Source organism: Priestia sp. HNGD-A6 (assembly GCF_045784335.1).
GTDB classification, from domain to species: Bacteria; Bacillota; Bacilli; order Bacillales; family Bacillaceae_H; genus Priestia; species Priestia zanthoxyli.
Genome location: NZ_CP138621.1, coordinates 2,966,501 through 2,982,023, shown reverse-complemented (window position 1 = coordinate 2,982,023; position 15,523 = coordinate 2,966,501). Strand labels below are relative to the sequence as shown.

Here is a 15,523-nt window from a genome sequence, read left to right as displayed (position 1 = left end):
ATCACCCTTCCGCTTTTAATTCTAGAATCAAGTCACGAAGCTCAGCTGCGCGTTCAAAGTTAAGCGCTTTGGCTGCTTCTTTCATTTCTTGTTCCATTTCTTCTACGAGCTTTGCTTTTTCTTTTTTATTGAGTTTATCAAATGCCGGTGCTTCTTCATACGTTTCTGTATCTTCTGCTACTACTGTTGCACGAATTGAGCCTCGAACTTCTTTTTGAATCGTTGTCGGTGTAATACCATGCTCTTCGTTGTAAGCTTCTTGAATACTTCTACGACGCTTGGTCTCATTGATAGCAATGTCCATAGAGTTTGTGATGCGATCTGCATACATAATGACATGTCCATTAGCATTTCGCGCAGCACGTCCAATGGTTTGAATAAGCGATCGTTCTGAACGCAAGAATCCTTCTTTGTCCGCATCTAATATGGTTACTAACGAAACTTCTGGAATATCTAAACCTTCACGAAGTAAGTTAATCCCTATGAGCACATCATATTTTCCAAGCCGCAGCTCTCGGATAATTTCAATACGCTCGAGCGTCTTCACCTCAGAGTGAAGATATTGAACTTTAATGCCAATTTCTTTTAAGTAGTTCGTTAAATCCTCAGACATTTTCTTTGTTAACGTCGTGACGAGCACTCGTTCATTTCGCTTAATCCGGTCGTGAATTTCTCCAATTAAATCATCAATCTGCCCTTCAATTGGTCGAACTTCAATATTTGGATCTAATAATCCCGTTGGACGGATAATTTGTTCAATCACCTCAGGCGCCTTCTCAAGTTCGTAAGGACCTGGTGTTGCTGAAACATGGACGATTTGTTTAATATGCTGTTCAAATTCATCAAATTTAAGCGGACGGTTATCTAATGCAGACGGCAAGCGGAAACCATGGTCCACCAACACTTGTTTACGCGCTTGGTCTCCATTATACATTCCTCTAACTTGAGGAATGGTAACGTGGGATTCATCCACCACAAGAAGGAAATCTTCCGGGAAGAAATCCAGCAGTGTATAAGGTGTAGAACCAGCCGGACGAAGCGTTAAATGACGAGAGTAATTCTCGATTCCTGAACAAAATCCCATTTCTCTCATCATTTCTAGGTCGTAGCGAGTGCGCTGCTCCAAGCGCTGCGCTTCTAAAAGCTTTCCTGCTTCTTTTAACTTCTCTAGCTGTTCTTCTAGTTCTTTTTCAATGTTTTGAATGGCCACACGCATTTTTTCTTCCCTCGTGACGAAGTGAGATGCCGGGAAGATAGCCACGTGTTCACGATCTCCAATAATTTCTCCTGTTAAGGCGTCGACTTCGCGAATGCGGTCAATTTCATCCCCGAAAAATTCCACGCGAATACAGTGTTCATCTCGAGACACAGGAAAAATCTCAACAACATCACCGCGAACGCGGAACGTTCCGCGCTTGAAGTCAATATCGTTTCTTTCGTACTGTACATCCACTAGCGTACGAAGCAGCTGATTGCGTTCTTTTTCCATTCCTACTCGAAGAGATACGACCATTTCTTTGTATTCTTCCGGAGACCCTAATCCATAAATACAGGATACGCTGGCAATAATAATGACATCTTTTCGTTCAAAAAGAGCAGAAGTTGCTGAGTGACGAAGTTTATCAATCTCGTCATTAATGCTTGCATCTTTTTCAATAAATGTATCTGTTTGAGGTACATAAGCTTCAGGCTGATAGTAATCATAGTAACTGACAAAGTATTCGACTGCATTATTAGGAAAAAACTCTTTAAACTCACTGTACAATTGACCAGCAAGCGTTTTGTTATGAGCCATAATTAATGTCGGCTTATTTATTTCCTTAATAACATTAGACATAGTGAAGGTTTTTCCCGTTCCTGTAGCACCTAATAATACTTGATGCTGCTTACCTTCTTTAATTCCTTTCACAATCTTTTCAATTGCCTTTGGCTGATCACCTTGCGGTTGATATGGGGATACTAATTCAAACTGATCTTTCAAATGAAGGCCTCCGTTTCTATTTTCTTGTTTTATCTATTTTTATTACGATATGTAAAAACCGAAAACACGAACTGATATTCGTATTTTATCACTTTATACTCATAAATGAAACTAATGAGTATTAATCTTATATAGTGTTTGTTTGTTTTGATTTTTTACCCTGTTACTTTATTACCCACTAAATTCTTATACTACCCTTTTCGAGGGGAATACAACTCTTTAGATGAAAGCAATAAAAGAAAGTAAGCTGCCTAATTGTTTGAAAAAGATAGGCTTTTGCGCCAATTTCTAAATTATGATACAGTATAAAAAATATGTACTGAGAGGGGTTTAGTATGGCAAGCGTTGATCAAGTTCTTATAAATAACTCCTTTATAACAGTTGAAGAATCAACTTCTTTAGCTAAAGTGAAATCTGAACTTTCCAACTATGATTTCGTTGTAGTCACAGCAAGTACCTTTTATGTAATACAAAAAGATGAACGATACCTTTTAACAGGTCATGACGAGGCATCGTCCATTAAAAAAGTAATAGCGGACACAAATTGGCCTTCATCTTCTACTTCTACGTTAGCCAATTTACAAGCCAACACAAACTGGAATAGACCAGTCCTCATTCAAGCAGAAAACCAAGAAACCACAATAGGACTTGTAACACCTTCACAGTGGATTACACATTTGCATAGCCAAAATGAGATATTAGCTTCCTATTTTGATACATTGGCAGAAACCATTAATGATGCAGTGACAGCGGTCGATCATGAAGGAAATGTAATCTTGTGGAATACTGCTGCGGAACATACGTATAAGATTCAGAGAGATGATATTATTGGTAGAAAAATCGGAGAGCATTTTAAAGATGAATCCATCATTCTACATACGATTCTAAATGAAGGGCGTCCTGTGCGCGGAACGTATCATCGTCCTAATGAACAAACTCACGTGCTCATCAATGCATCTCCTATTATAAGAAACAACCGAGTCATAGGTGGAGTCGCAACCGAACATGACATTACCAATATTGTAAGACTAAATGAAGAAATTGATGTATCTCTTCTCATTCCGAAAGATAATCCATTTTCTTCTTTTGCGGGTATCAGTCCTGAAATTAAGCAAGCCGTTGACATTGCCAAAAAAGTGGCATCTACAGATATGCCTATTTTATTAACAGGAGAACCTGGTTCTGGGAAAGAAATGCTGGCTCAGGCCATCCACTACGGGGGATCCAAACATAAAGAACCTTTTTTATCTTTAAATTGCGCCACTATTCCATCTGGACTTCTGGAAATTGAACTCTTTGGTCATCAAAAAGACGTCTTTTCAGAAGATCCAACGACCATTGCAGGAAAACTGGAGCAGGCTCATAACGGGACGTTATTTATTGAAGAAATTGATAAAATGCCTCTTGAAATTCAAGTTAAGTTTCTCCGTTACTTGGAAGAACGAGCCTTTTATCACGTTGGAGGCACGGAAGAAATTCAAGTCCAAACCCGAATTGTAGCCTCTACTACGACGCCTTTGGAAGAGTTGCTAAAAGCCGGTGAATTCCATGAAAATCTTTACTATTTGCTGACCGTCATTAATATTATCATTCCGCCGCTTCGAGACCATAAAGAAGACATTGAAGCATTAACGCAGCAATTTGTACAGGAATTTAGTAAAAAGTATAAAAAGAAGGCTCCTTTCATCAGCTCTGAAGTTCTCGAAGCCTTTATGCAATACGATTGGCCAGGAAATATTCGCGAGCTGAGAAATACGATTGAACGAATGATTTTTCTTAGTGATCAGTCGTTGATTACCCTTACGCACCTTCCTGACAATCTGAAGGATGCCAGTTCTTTCACAGAAGTTCAAAAAGAAGAAGATTCTCTCCAAGAAGCTAGGCTAATAGAAGAGACTCTTCAAAAAACCTATGGAAACAAAAGTGCAGCAGCAGATCTGCTTGGCATTTCGCGCGGCACCCTTTATAACAAAATCAAAGAATACGGATTAAACTAATTAAAAAATTCGACACGAAGCTCAGGATACTTGTGTCGAATTTTTTATGTTTCTTGGACTGAACTTATTTGGAGAAATTTTTTAATACGAACCATACGTTGGCGGGGCGTTCGGCTAGGCGTCTCATGAAATACCCAAACCAATCAATTCCGTAAGGAACATAAACCCTGACTTTATATCCTTCTTTGACCAGACGATCCTGTAGCTCTACGCAAATTCCATAAAGCATTTGGAACTCAAACTGATCATTTGAAATGCCGTTTTCTCTTACTAATCGTTTTGTATACTGAATCATTTCCTCATCATGACTTGCTACAGCTGTATAGTGTCCATTTAATAAATGCATTTTAATGATTTTTTTATAGTTTTCATCTACGTCTTTCTTTTCCGGAAACGATACTTCTGGCGATTCTTTGTAAGCTCCTTTTACCAGACGTAAATTAGCTTGATATTGATGTAAGTCATTCATATCTTGTTCTGTACGATAAAGATACGCTTGAATCACAATTCCAATATTATCAAATTCTTTGCGTAATTCTTTATACATATCAAGGGAGATTTGGCAGTGCAAGTAGTCTTCCATATCAATTCGAACAAAAATATCATTCACTCTGGCTGTGTGTAGAATTCTGCGCATATTTTCCATACAAAGCTCTTTGCTAATATCCAATCCTAAAGAAGTCATCTTTAATGATAAATTTGATTGAACGCCCGATGCTGCAATGGCTTCTAGTGTCTGAATGCACATGGCCGTAGATAACCTAGCTTCCTCTTCTGTAAAAACAAATTCGCCTAAATGATCGAGTGTCACAACTTTCCCACCATTGTTAAGCTCCTTGGATGTTCGAATTGCTGATTCAATTGAGTCTCCAGCAACAAAACGAGCTGCCCCCATCCGCAATCCATACTTTTTAGCTAATTTATTCATTGAATGATTTTTGCCAAGCGACTGAAACATTGTTCTCATTAACACTTCCATCGATACTAAACCTCCTTCTATTTTTAAAAATCAAAATAAATATAATTTTCAGATTAATTTCTTTATTTTTCTATACCCCAACTACATATTTGTACACACATTTAAAATAATTTACACAAAATTGTTTAAGTTATTTTATTTACAAACATATTTGTATAATTAATTTAATTATACTCATTTATCGATGGAACCGTAACAACAGTGTTATGAGTTCTAACTCGTTTTTCGACATAAAAAAGCTCTCCACATTTCGTAGAGAGCTTTTGCGTACGTTTTGATAATAGGATGATTCACTTATCATCAAAGCAACAATCTTTATTTTCCAGCTGCTAGCATGCCTTTTGCATATATAAAACCAATGGCTGCTGAAAGTAAATCTATTAAAATAATAAGCGGATAATCTGCGTACCCTTTATATACAGAAACAGCTATCAACAAAAGCGTCAGCGCTGTGGCAACATATAGGTTATATGTTACTCTAGCAAACAGAACAAGCAATATGGCGGGTAGAAAAACTGCGGCAATCGTTTTGACTTCCACAAACATTTCTCCTTTTTATCCGTCTTTTAACCAGCTTGTGAATTACGTTTTGTATAATTGTGTACAAACAAAATACCTAGTTCATGATGTTCGTTGTCATACAATGCTCGCTGAGTAAAGCGAACTTCTCCATTTTCGTCAATAACTTCTAGCTTACAAAAAGCACGGTTATTCACTTGTAATGCTTCATAAAATTTATGGACTTCAGATATAGCGATTCCATTTACTTTAATAATCACTTCTCCTACTTTCAAACCCATTTTCTCTGCCGGAGAATGAGGGATGATTCCTAACACAACCAAACCTTGTGTACGCTTAGTAAATAGTGCGGGCGCTTTTTCATCGCTTCGACGCTGCTGCAAACGAATCCACTCTCTTCCTATGATCGCTAGAATAACAACAGCGACAGCGGCAGGAGGATAAAAAATAGCAGCAATTGTAATAATCGTTAATCCCACGCCTAATGCTAATACACGCTTACCGGTAAATTCAATAGATTTAAACGGAACCATACTTTGAATTCGCTGATAAAAACCGATAGCAAAAGGAACAAAAAACAGGCTAAATGATGTTCCGTCAATAGATAACACAGGCCACCATGGAAACACAGACGTAATGGCGCTGCCTGGAATTAAGACAAAAAGCGGAACAACCCATAATTTTTGAGAATAATGAGCCCCAATTTCCTGCCCTCTTTTACTTTTCACAATGGCTGGAGACGTACCTTTTGCTCCAAACTTCCAAATTAAATATCCTTCTGCTAATACAAGCAGCGACATTAAAATAGTAAGAGAAGGTAAATCTGCGTTATGAGCTTGCACAGACCACGTTTGAATAAATCCTTCACCGAAACCAGCTGCAGGAATAAGCAAGGTCGCAAGCACAGCCAGTCCTACGGTATAAGAAGGAGAAAGCCATTTAAACGTCCACGGGCCGCTTATGATAAAAGTTAAAACAGCTACAAGTACAATCGTTCCTATAGATACATAGACACCTAGCAACACGGTAACAACGGATAAAATCAAACCAATAATGATACCTGGAAAAAATAAATATTTTGCTTCTAAAATAAAATCAAACACGCGAACATGAAAATTCTGACGCTCTCTCTTGACGCGAGAAAGACCTACAAAAAACGAGACGAGCAGAAATAAATAAGTTAACGGGTGCAAAAATAAACGCCCGATACCTTTTAAAAGCTCTAATGCAAAATCCATTTTTTCACCACCTGTATTTTTCACATTTTTATTACAACATTTACGATTGATTGTTATGTATCATAGGCTTCTTTATTTTATCAAAATGCATCACTAACCGACAATGTTGTTTTTACTAAAAAAGTTCCGTGCTTTGGAAAAGCACGGAACTTTTTCTACTTCTTATTGACTAGCTAGCTTTAAAGCCGTTTGAAGCTGACGATCTTCATCTTTGGATTTAATTTTTTCTAATAGTTTTGTTTGTAAAAGCGCTGCTGTATCTTCATCAATTTCACCTGTAGCTTTTTGCTTATTGGCTTTTTGGAATGCAGTTACAGCTGTTTCTGTCTCTTTACTAAAATATCCGTCTGTACGTCCAGGTTCAAAGCCAAGGCCTTTTAGCATCACTTGAGCATTCTTCACTTGGTCACCTGTCATATCACGTGTTAATGGCTTTTTATCAACTTGAATTGGATTTGCATAATAGTAATCCGGCTGCTTGACTTCTACCGTTGGTTTTATACCTTTTTCGTTAATCCAGTTTCCATCAGGCGTTAGCCATTTATAGAACGTTAATTTTAAATTACTGCCGTCTTCCATTGGAACAGCTTGTTGAACCGTTCCTTTTCCATAGGATTTTTCACCGACTAGCTTGTATCCGCCTGCTTCTTTTAATGCCCCGGCAAGAATTTCAGAAGCAGATGCACTTCCTCCATCAATCAAGGCCACAATTGGATAATCCTTTTGCTTTTTCATTGAAGAAACCACTTTTTGACGTTCACCGTTACGATCTTCAATTTGAATGTATGGCTTTTTATTCGTTACTAATTTATCGAGCATTTTTTCAACACTCGTTAAATAGCCACCAGGATTTCCACGAACATCTAGAACTAAACCATCAATATGTTTATTTTCAAGTTTTTTCAACTGTTTCGTAAATTCGTCTCCCGTTGATTCAGAGAATGACGTAATTTCCATGTAACCAATTTTTTTATTGTTTACATTTTTAACAGAAGAATAGACGGTTTCAATTGGAATCTCATCTCTTACAACTTTTACTTTCATCGTTTCTTTCACGCCTGGTCTTTGAACATCTAATGTCACGGTAGAGCCTTTTTTACCGCGAATTTTTAATACCGCTTCATTCAATTCAAGACCCGCGATACTTTTACCATCGATCTTTAAAATCTGATCATTTGGTTTTAATCCTGCTTTTTCCGCAGGAGATTGTTTAAACGGAGCTACGATTGTTACTTTTCCATCTACCATGCTTACTTCAGCACCAATCCCCTCAAACGATGAATCAAGAGACTGCGTGAATTGCTGTGCCGTTTTCTTATCCATGTAAGATGAGTGAGGGTCTCCTAAGGTTTGTACCATTCCTTGGATTGCGCCATCTAATAATTTTTTGTCATCTACATCTTTGTAATATTTTGAAGATATCAGTTCGTAAGCCTGCTTGATTTTGTCTAGCTCTTCCTTTTCCACTTTACTATCATTTGAAGAAGTTGTAAGGGGGGTACTGACCGTTCCAGCATTTGCATACTGAATGCCAAAATATGTACCTGCTGCTCCAACAACTAAGGAGAGTGCCATTAATAGTGCAACGATTTTCCGATTCAAGTTCTTTCATCCTCCTCAACCTTAAGCCATCTCTTCTTATTATAATAGATACAACCAAAACTATGTAATAAAAAGGATGCATGTGTTATTTGTAGCAAAAGGCACCACACAAATCAAGTGCGATGCCTTTTTGTTAAACTATATGTTGAGCTTGTACCACGTATGCTAGGAACTTAAAATTTAATATAACGTTCAGGGTTTACAGCAGAGCTTTTGCCTTTCCAATCGCCCTTATGCAATTCAAAATGCAGGTGAGCACCAAACGAACGTCCTGTGTTCCCTATATAACCTAATTGTTGACCTTTATTGATAGATTGACCACTTGAGACGCTGTAGCTCTCTAAGTGAGCATAAACTGTAACCCACGTCTGACCTTCGACATTGTGACGAATAAATACGGCATTACCAAAAGAAGAAGAATGATATGCTCTAATTACTTTTCCGCTTGCTGCGGCTACAACTGGCACACTTTCTCCTCGCTTTCCAATATCAATACCGTAATGTCCTCTTCCAAACGTTTCTCGATATCCAAAATGAGATGTTACCGGGCCCTTTGCCGGCCTCATAAACGACCCGCTTGTAACAGGTGGTGCCTCCTCTGTTGCCCCGGCTTTTTCAATTTCTTGCTGTTGAGCTTGTGCTGCATTTTTTTGATCGGCTAAAATAGAAGCTTGCTCTTCTAATCCAACGGCTTCTTCATTAAATTCTTTTTCCTGATCTTTGAGCGTTTGCATGAGGTGATTCTTTTCATCCACTTGTTTTTGCAGCTGCGCACGAAGATTTTTAAGTTCTTCAAGCGCTTGATTTACTTCCGTTAGCTTGTTTTGAACTTTTGTTTCTTTCTCTTCTTTTGCCTTTTTATCAGCTTCATGCTGCATTAACAAATCGCGGTCAGCCCCTACAATTGTCGAAACCGCACTCACTCTGCTAATAAAGTCTCCGAAGCTTTCAGAGCCTAGCAGTACATCTATGTAATCCACAGACCCGCCGTTTTCTTGTAAAGCACGAGCACGCTTTTTTAATAGCTCATTTCGTTTTTCAATTCTTTTTTTTACAACGTCAATTTCATTTTTCAGCTTTTCGATGTCTTGCTTTGCTTTTTCTACTTCAGCTTCACGGCTGCGGATGTCTGCATTTGTCTGTCCGACTTCTGAATCCAAACGCGCAATCTCAGCTTCTTCGTTTTTTTGCTGTTCTTGAACTTCTTTTAATTTCTCTTTATTTTGATTAATATTTTGGTTCACATCGTTACTTTTTTTCTCTAAATCACTGAGTTTAGTAGTGCTGGCACTTTCTGCATAAGCAACTTTTTCATTACCTATCCAAGCTGTACCTAGTCCAACTAAAACTGCTGCTGTCATTACTAATGTCTTACGTGTCATTTGTTTCTCCCCATTTGCACATATTTCCCCGTATAAACGGGCATTAGCAAGACCCCCATTAGCACTTTTTTCTATTTTTATCTGTAATTACACAACAACCTCACATCTGATAAACATCAAATGTGAGGTTGTTATAATCTATTATGTTAAAAATCTATCTTTATTTTCGTAAGAATTTACGGATGGATAATGTACTTCCCCACATCCCAATTAGACCACCGATTACAAGTAGTAATAGCGATACTTGAAGCACGAATGGAAAAGCAGGTAAAAGTTCAAAGAATCCATCGAACTTAGGCTGAACTTCATTATATAAAACGCTGTACACACCGATAATAACAGCAATTGGCACAATAGAACCAAGCACTCCTAAAAACAGACCTTCAATAAAGAACGGCCAGCGAATAAAGGAGTTTGTGGCTCCAACTAAGCGCATAATTTCAATCTCTTCACGGCGAGCTACAATCGTAATTTTAATTGTATTTGAAATGAGGAACATCGCTGTAAATAGAAGCCCTAAAATCAGTACTACTCCGATATTACGAGCTACTTTCAGCACTTTAAATAACTTTTCAACTTGATCTTGTCCGTATTGAACTTTTGCTGCATACGGATATTTCTCAATTTGTTTAGCTACTTTTGCGACATCAGTCGGCTCTTTTGTTTTAACAACAAACACATCATTTAATGGGTTTTGCTGCTCAAACGGTTCAAAAGCTTGTCCTTCATCACCCATACTATTAATTAAATCTTTTAACTCTTTATCTTTAGAAGAAAACGTCACCGTATCAACTTGCTTAATTGCATCTAGCTTTTCTTTCATTGCTTTTCGATCATCCGCTGTCGCTGCAGCATCAACGTGAACGCGAATTTCCACATCATTTTCAATCAATTTAGCAATGTGGTTTAAATTCATCATCAACATAAAAAATACGCCTACAAGCAAGAGCGTCACGGTAACCGCGCTTGCAGATGCGAATGTCATCCAGCCGTTTCTTCCTAAACTTTTAGATCCTTCACGTAAGTGGCGACCGAATGTCCTAGCCTTCATATCCGTATTCACCTCTTACTTCATCACGCACAACATTTCCATTTTCAATCGCAATTACGCGCTTTCGAATTGTATTTACAATTTCACGGTTATGCGTTGCCATTAAAATAGTCGTACCGCGTTTATTAATCTCCTCAAAAATATCCATGATTTCCCACGAAGTCTCCGGATCAAGGTTCCCTGTCGGTTCGTCGGCGATGACAACCTTAGGACTATTCACAATTGAACGCGCAATAGACACACGCTGCTGCTCTCCTCCAGATAATTCATCAGGGAAAGAATCCATTTTACCCTTTAACTTAACAAGCTCTAGCACCTCTAGCACTCGCTTTTTAATTTCTTCGGGACTTTGCTCAATTACTTCTAGTGCAAAAGCAATGTTTTCATAGACCGTTAATTTTGGAAGCAGCTTGAAATCTTGAAAGACTACACCAATATGACGTCTAAAGATAGGAACTCTGCTATCTTTTATTTTTGCTACATTTGCACCGTTTACAATGATATTTCCTGAAGAAGGCTTTTCTTCACGATACATCATTTTAATAAAAGTGGATTTTCCTGCTCCACTTGGTCCTACGATATAAGCAAACTCACCTTGATTAATCTTGATGCTAATGCCATTGATTGCTTTTACACCGTTCGGATACGTTTTATATACATTTTGCATTTCAATCATAAGTAATCACCTAATCAAGTGTGTTATTTTAATACTATGTAAAACTTGTCAAAATACGACAAAACTCTACAATTCAAACCAAAAATTCGACTCTTCTCACGCGCTTTCTCATTATAACATCACTCTTCGTGAAAATAAGCCCCAAAAATATTACATTTTTATTTCAAATATGACATAAGTAGGATATTTTTAGCAGGGTATGAGAATTTATCCTTATTTTTAATTCTGTTGTTTTTTGCTGTTCATTTTTTTACGAATATCGTTAGACAAAGCACATTCATGTCTACTTTTTTACAAACAAGGTATGATAAATAAGAAAAACGATGAGGAGAGATAACATGATCACTATTTATGGAAGTTCACGGGAAAACGGAAATACGGAAGAATTGGCTAAAGCAGTCTTAAAAGATATCAATACTGAAGAAGTTTACTTACGTAGGCATACCATTAACCCCATTACTGATATGCGTCACGATGAACATGGATTTACCAATCAACAAGATGATTATTATGATATAGCGAAAAAGATGGCAGCGCACGATACTATTTTATTTGTTACGCCTCTTTACTGGTACGGTATGAGCGGATTGATGAAGAACTTTGTGGATCGTTGGTCTGAAAGCCTTAGAGATTCGACAATCAACTTTAAAGAACAAATGAAAAATAAGCGCGTCTATGTATTAGTAGTCGGGGGCACAGGCGCATCTGTAAAGGCCCTTCCTCTTATTATGCAATTTCAATACATTGTCGATTTTATTGGTTCTTCCTTTAGCGGATACATCATTGGAGAAGCCAATGCACCTGGAGACATAGCAAAAGATGTCAAAGCTCAACAGCAAGCTATTGTCTTAAATGAACAATTAAAGCAGCTTTAACACAAAAATAAGACGGATACCCGTCTTATTTTTTCTTTGCCAGCCAAGCCGCAACTTTTTTGGCATCTTCTTCATTAATCAGTCCTTTTGGCATACCGCCTTGACCATTGTTAATAATGTTTTCAATTTCAGCTTCTGAGTGCTTGCTGCCTACATGCTGCAAGCTTGGCCCATTTGCTCCTCCTAAATCTACACCGTGACAGCCTGTACAGTTTTTCTTCACAATATCTTCTGCACTCGCTGAAGATTCACCGGCAGATTCATTTTTGGAACTGCCTCCGCCGCACGCGGACAAAACAAGCGCTAGGCCAATTGTTAACGTTAATAATACTTTTTTCAAGCCTTCTCCCCCTTGCTGTAGAGTTTTCACTCTATTATAACCTACTCAAGAATGTTTAAAACACTCTGTTTACAAGGACTTTGTTTCAATTTCATGAATTCTCTCATCGTATTTATGTATGAGGTCAAGCAATTGATTCGTTTCCTAAACGTTTTTTGTATACTACGCGTGAAATTGTCACACTGAGCTCATATAAGAGCAGAAGCGGGACAATGACTAAAATATCCGAAATAAAATCAGGAGGAGTAATAAGCACAGATATCACAATTAAAGCAAAATAAGATAACTTCCTTGCTTTAGCTAACCTCACTGGATTTAGAACCCCTAAACGCGTTAAAAATAAGACAACTAAAGGCATTTCAAATAAAAAACCAAATGGTAAACACAGATTAAGCATAAAACGGAAATAATGCTCCGCCGTAAACATGAGTGAAAACTGATCATTCGACAAACCTGTTAAAAATGCTAAAACCATTGGAAATAAAACAAAATAACCAAACCCCAAGCCACTTACAAATAAGAGAAAAAAGAATGGAATGAAGGTAATCATAATCTTATACTCTTCCTTTTTTAATCCCGGTGAAACAAACCGAAATACTTGATAAGCAGCTACTGGAAGTGTAAAAGCAAGCGCAAAAACAAATGCAATCACCATATAAATCCATACAATTTCACTTGGTCCAAGTACAGCAAGCTTACCGTCCAAATCTTTCACTAGCCACTGATAAATATCTTGTACAAATACAAAACTGACAATAAGTAAAACTACAAATGCACAAAGTGTTTTAATAATACGAACACGCAATTCTTCAAGGTGCTCCATCAAGCTCATTTCTCCCATTGTCTATTTCTCCTTTCTGACAAGTAGAAATAGACGAGTTTCCTCGTCTATTTCCTTACTTACAATGTCGATTCATTCCTTTTTTGTTCAGAAACGGTTGCTGCCTGCTTTTCTTTAACACTTTCATCATCTGATACGAGCCCTTTTGCTGCTCCTTTAAATTCAGTTAATGTTCGCCCAAACGCCCGTCCAACTTCCGGCAGCTTAGACGGCCCAAAAATAATTAACGCAATGACCAAAATAATAACTAAACCAGGAATTCCAATATTAGAAAGCATACTTGACCTCCTTTCCCTTACTCAATTTACTGCTGTACTTTTTCTTTCTTTTTCAACTCTTGTTTTTCATGTGCTTTCCCGTGTGCCCGCATACGATCTTCCTCTACTTCCTTAGAAATCTTTAGCCCACGCGGCACGTTATTTACTTCAACTTCTGTCATACCTTTTCCATCTTTTTTATATTGAAAGGAAGCTCGAGTTGAAATTTCCGCACCAGGTTCTGTTACAAAAGGCACAACGCGATAATCAGCTTGCCATATATCAGGAGTGACCGTACACCTTACATATCCTCTGTAATCATTAAAGAATGTAAGATGTGGATTTTGACTTAAAATTTTATCCGTATCAGCTCGTTTATCTGCTCCGTTCCCTCCGGAAGTGATGGAGGTGCCAACGAACTCTGCACCAATAATTCTTGAATTAAGATTGGCAAAATCCGTGTGTAAATTAGAAGCCCAGTTAGCGTGCACATCTCCAGTTAGTACAATGACGTTGTCCAACTTTTTCTTTTCAATAAAATCAATAACACGCTGACGATTCGCCGTATACCCATCCCATGCATCCATGCTGTATGTAGGCTTAGCCGCCGTTCCAAATTTTCTGGGAGCAAAGAAAATTTGTTGAGCCAGTACGTTCCAATGACACGCTGATTTTTCAAGATTAGTAAAAAGCCATTTTTCTTGTTCAATCCCTAATAGTGTACGTTTAGGATCAAGAGATTCTGGCGTTTGCGGCTTTGTTCCGTCTCCGTTTGCTTGATCGTCTCTGTATTGACGCGTATCCAACACTTGAAAGGAAGCTAGTTTCCCATATGAAAAGTCACGATACAATCTCATATCCGTTCCGTGAGGCAAGGATGTTTGACGCAAAGGCATATGTTCGTAATAAGCTTGATAAGCTGCCGCGCGGCGTTGAATAAATGCTTCTACTGATTGTCCTTTTTCAGGAATTACATTTGCATAATTGTTTTCTACTTCATGATCATCCCACGTCACAATCCAAGGAAAAGCAGCATGAGCAGACTTCAAATTGGCATCTGACCTGTACTGAGCATGCCTGTTTCGATAGTCTTGAAGCGTTTGAATTTCTGCGCTGCTGTGAGTACGAACATTTCCGCTTGCAGCCACATACTCGTTTGGTCCATATTCATAGATGTAATCGCCCAAATGAACCACAAAATCCAATTGTTCTTTAACCATATGTTCATAAGCTGTAAAGTAACCATGTTCATACTGTTGACACGAAGCGAATGCAAACGTCATGCTGGCTACTTCTGCATTTGCTGAAGGAAGTGTTTTTGTTTTTCCAACCGGGCTTAACTCATGACCGCTTTTAAATCGATAATAATAAATACGGCCTGGCTTTAATCCTTTTACATCAACGTGAACAGAGTGAGCAAGTTCAGGTCTAGCTATTTCTGTTCCTCGTTTGACAATTCGATGAAAGTCTTCATCTTCGGCAAGCTCCCATTTTACTGGAACGGGTTGATTAGGCATTCCCCCGCCATTCAATGGGTCTGGTGCTAATCTTGTCCAAAGAACAATACTATCTGCTAAAGGATCTCCCGATGCGACGCCTAAAGTGAACGGATAACTTGAAAATTTAGGCGCTGCCGCTGAAACTTCTACTGCATTTAAACCGATAGACTGAGCAATTGTTAAGCCAAGTGATACTCCTGCTACTTTTCCAGCTCCTTGTAAAAAACGCCTTCTATCAAACCCTTTACTCGAAGAAAAACTGTTCTGTTTTACTTGCTCTATTAAT

The 15,523-nt window shown here is 38.1% G+C and carries 14 protein-coding genes; 2 read left to right on the top strand and 12 right to left on the bottom strand.

Annotated elements, in window-relative coordinates:
* Window position 1: 1 nt before the first annotated feature.
* Complete coding sequence (uvrB, locus tag SCI76_RS15090) at window positions 2–1,981, bottom strand: excinuclease ABC subunit UvrB (RefSeq protein ID WP_033580416.1); 1,980 nt, start codon at window positions 1,979–1,981, stop codon at window positions 2–4.
* Between the two features lie 335 nt (window positions 1,982–2,316).
* Between uvrB and SCI76_RS15085 the strand changes: the two genes are divergently transcribed.
* Window positions 2,317–3,978, top strand: coding sequence for a sigma-54-dependent Fis family transcriptional regulator (locus SCI76_RS15085; RefSeq protein ID WP_047749599.1), 1,662 nt, complete (start codon window positions 2,317–2,319; stop codon window positions 3,976–3,978).
* A 64-nt stretch (window positions 3,979–4,042) separates the two neighbouring features.
* On the opposite strand, the gene SCI76_RS15080 is transcribed toward SCI76_RS15085, so the two are convergent.
* From SCI76_RS15080 to ftsE, 7 genes are all read right to left on the bottom strand, one after another.
* The gene (locus SCI76_RS15080; RefSeq protein WP_063248407.1) at window positions 4,043–4,957 is read right to left on the bottom strand and encodes a proline dehydrogenase family protein; all 915 of its coding nucleotides are present in this window, start codon (window positions 4,955–4,957) and stop codon (window positions 4,043–4,045) included.
* Window positions 4,958–5,272: 315 nt separating this feature from the next.
* A complete protein-coding gene (locus SCI76_RS15075; protein ID WP_205689522.1) occupies window positions 5,273–5,503 on the bottom strand; it encodes a DUF2198 family protein in 231 nt (76 codons plus the stop codon).
* A gap of 20 nt (window positions 5,504–5,523) precedes the next feature.
* Complete coding sequence (locus tag SCI76_RS15070; protein WP_028412033.1) at window positions 5,524–6,714, bottom strand: PDZ domain-containing protein; 1,191 nt, start codon at window positions 6,712–6,714, stop codon at window positions 5,524–5,526.
* A 162-nt stretch (window positions 6,715–6,876) separates the two neighbouring features.
* Window positions 6,877–8,316: a S41 family peptidase gene (locus tag SCI76_RS15065; RefSeq protein ID WP_028412032.1), complete on the bottom strand. Its 1,440-nt coding sequence runs from the start codon at window positions 8,314–8,316 to the stop codon at window positions 6,877–6,879.
* 173 nt (window positions 8,317–8,489) lie between these two features.
* Window positions 8,490–9,698, bottom strand: coding sequence for a murein hydrolase activator EnvC (locus SCI76_RS15060; protein ID WP_033580413.1), 1,209 nt, complete (start codon window positions 9,696–9,698; stop codon window positions 8,490–8,492).
* Between the two features lie 160 nt (window positions 9,699–9,858).
* Window positions 9,859–10,749, bottom strand: coding sequence for a permease-like cell division protein FtsX (ftsX, locus tag SCI76_RS15055; protein ID WP_014457813.1), 891 nt, complete (start codon window positions 10,747–10,749; stop codon window positions 9,859–9,861).
* Complete coding sequence (gene ftsE / locus SCI76_RS15050) at window positions 10,739–11,425, bottom strand: cell division ATP-binding protein FtsE (RefSeq protein ID WP_013085414.1); 687 nt, start codon at window positions 11,423–11,425, stop codon at window positions 10,739–10,741. The genes ftsX and ftsE overlap by 11 nt, the downstream gene beginning before the upstream one ends.
* Before the next feature lie 338 nt (window positions 11,426–11,763).
* On the opposite strand from ftsE, the gene SCI76_RS15045 reads away from it, so the two are divergent.
* Window positions 11,764–12,300, top strand: a complete 537-nt coding sequence (locus tag SCI76_RS15045; protein WP_028412030.1) for a flavodoxin family protein — start codon at window positions 11,764–11,766, stop codon at window positions 12,298–12,300.
* Between the two features lie 25 nt (window positions 12,301–12,325).
* On the opposite strand, the gene cccB is transcribed toward SCI76_RS15045, so the two are convergent.
* From cccB to SCI76_RS15025, 4 genes are all read right to left on the bottom strand, one after another.
* Window positions 12,326–12,640 (bottom strand): cytochrome c551, encoded by a 315-nt coding sequence (gene cccB / locus SCI76_RS15040; protein WP_013059743.1) that lies wholly within the window; start codon window positions 12,638–12,640, stop codon window positions 12,326–12,328.
* 124 nt (window positions 12,641–12,764) lie between these two features.
* Window positions 12,765–13,481: a twin-arginine translocase subunit TatC gene (gene tatC, locus SCI76_RS15035; protein WP_028412029.1), complete on the bottom strand. Its 717-nt coding sequence runs from the start codon at window positions 13,479–13,481 to the stop codon at window positions 12,765–12,767.
* A 59-nt stretch (window positions 13,482–13,540) separates the two neighbouring features.
* Window positions 13,541–13,759 (bottom strand): twin-arginine translocase TatA/TatE family subunit, encoded by a 219-nt coding sequence (locus SCI76_RS15030; protein ID WP_028412028.1) that lies wholly within the window; start codon window positions 13,757–13,759, stop codon window positions 13,541–13,543.
* A gap of 26 nt (window positions 13,760–13,785) precedes the next feature.
* Window positions 13,786–15,519 (bottom strand): alkaline phosphatase, encoded by a 1,734-nt coding sequence (locus SCI76_RS15025; protein WP_371129336.1) that lies wholly within the window; start codon window positions 15,517–15,519, stop codon window positions 13,786–13,788.
* Between the last annotated feature and the right edge of the window lie 4 nt (window positions 15,520–15,523).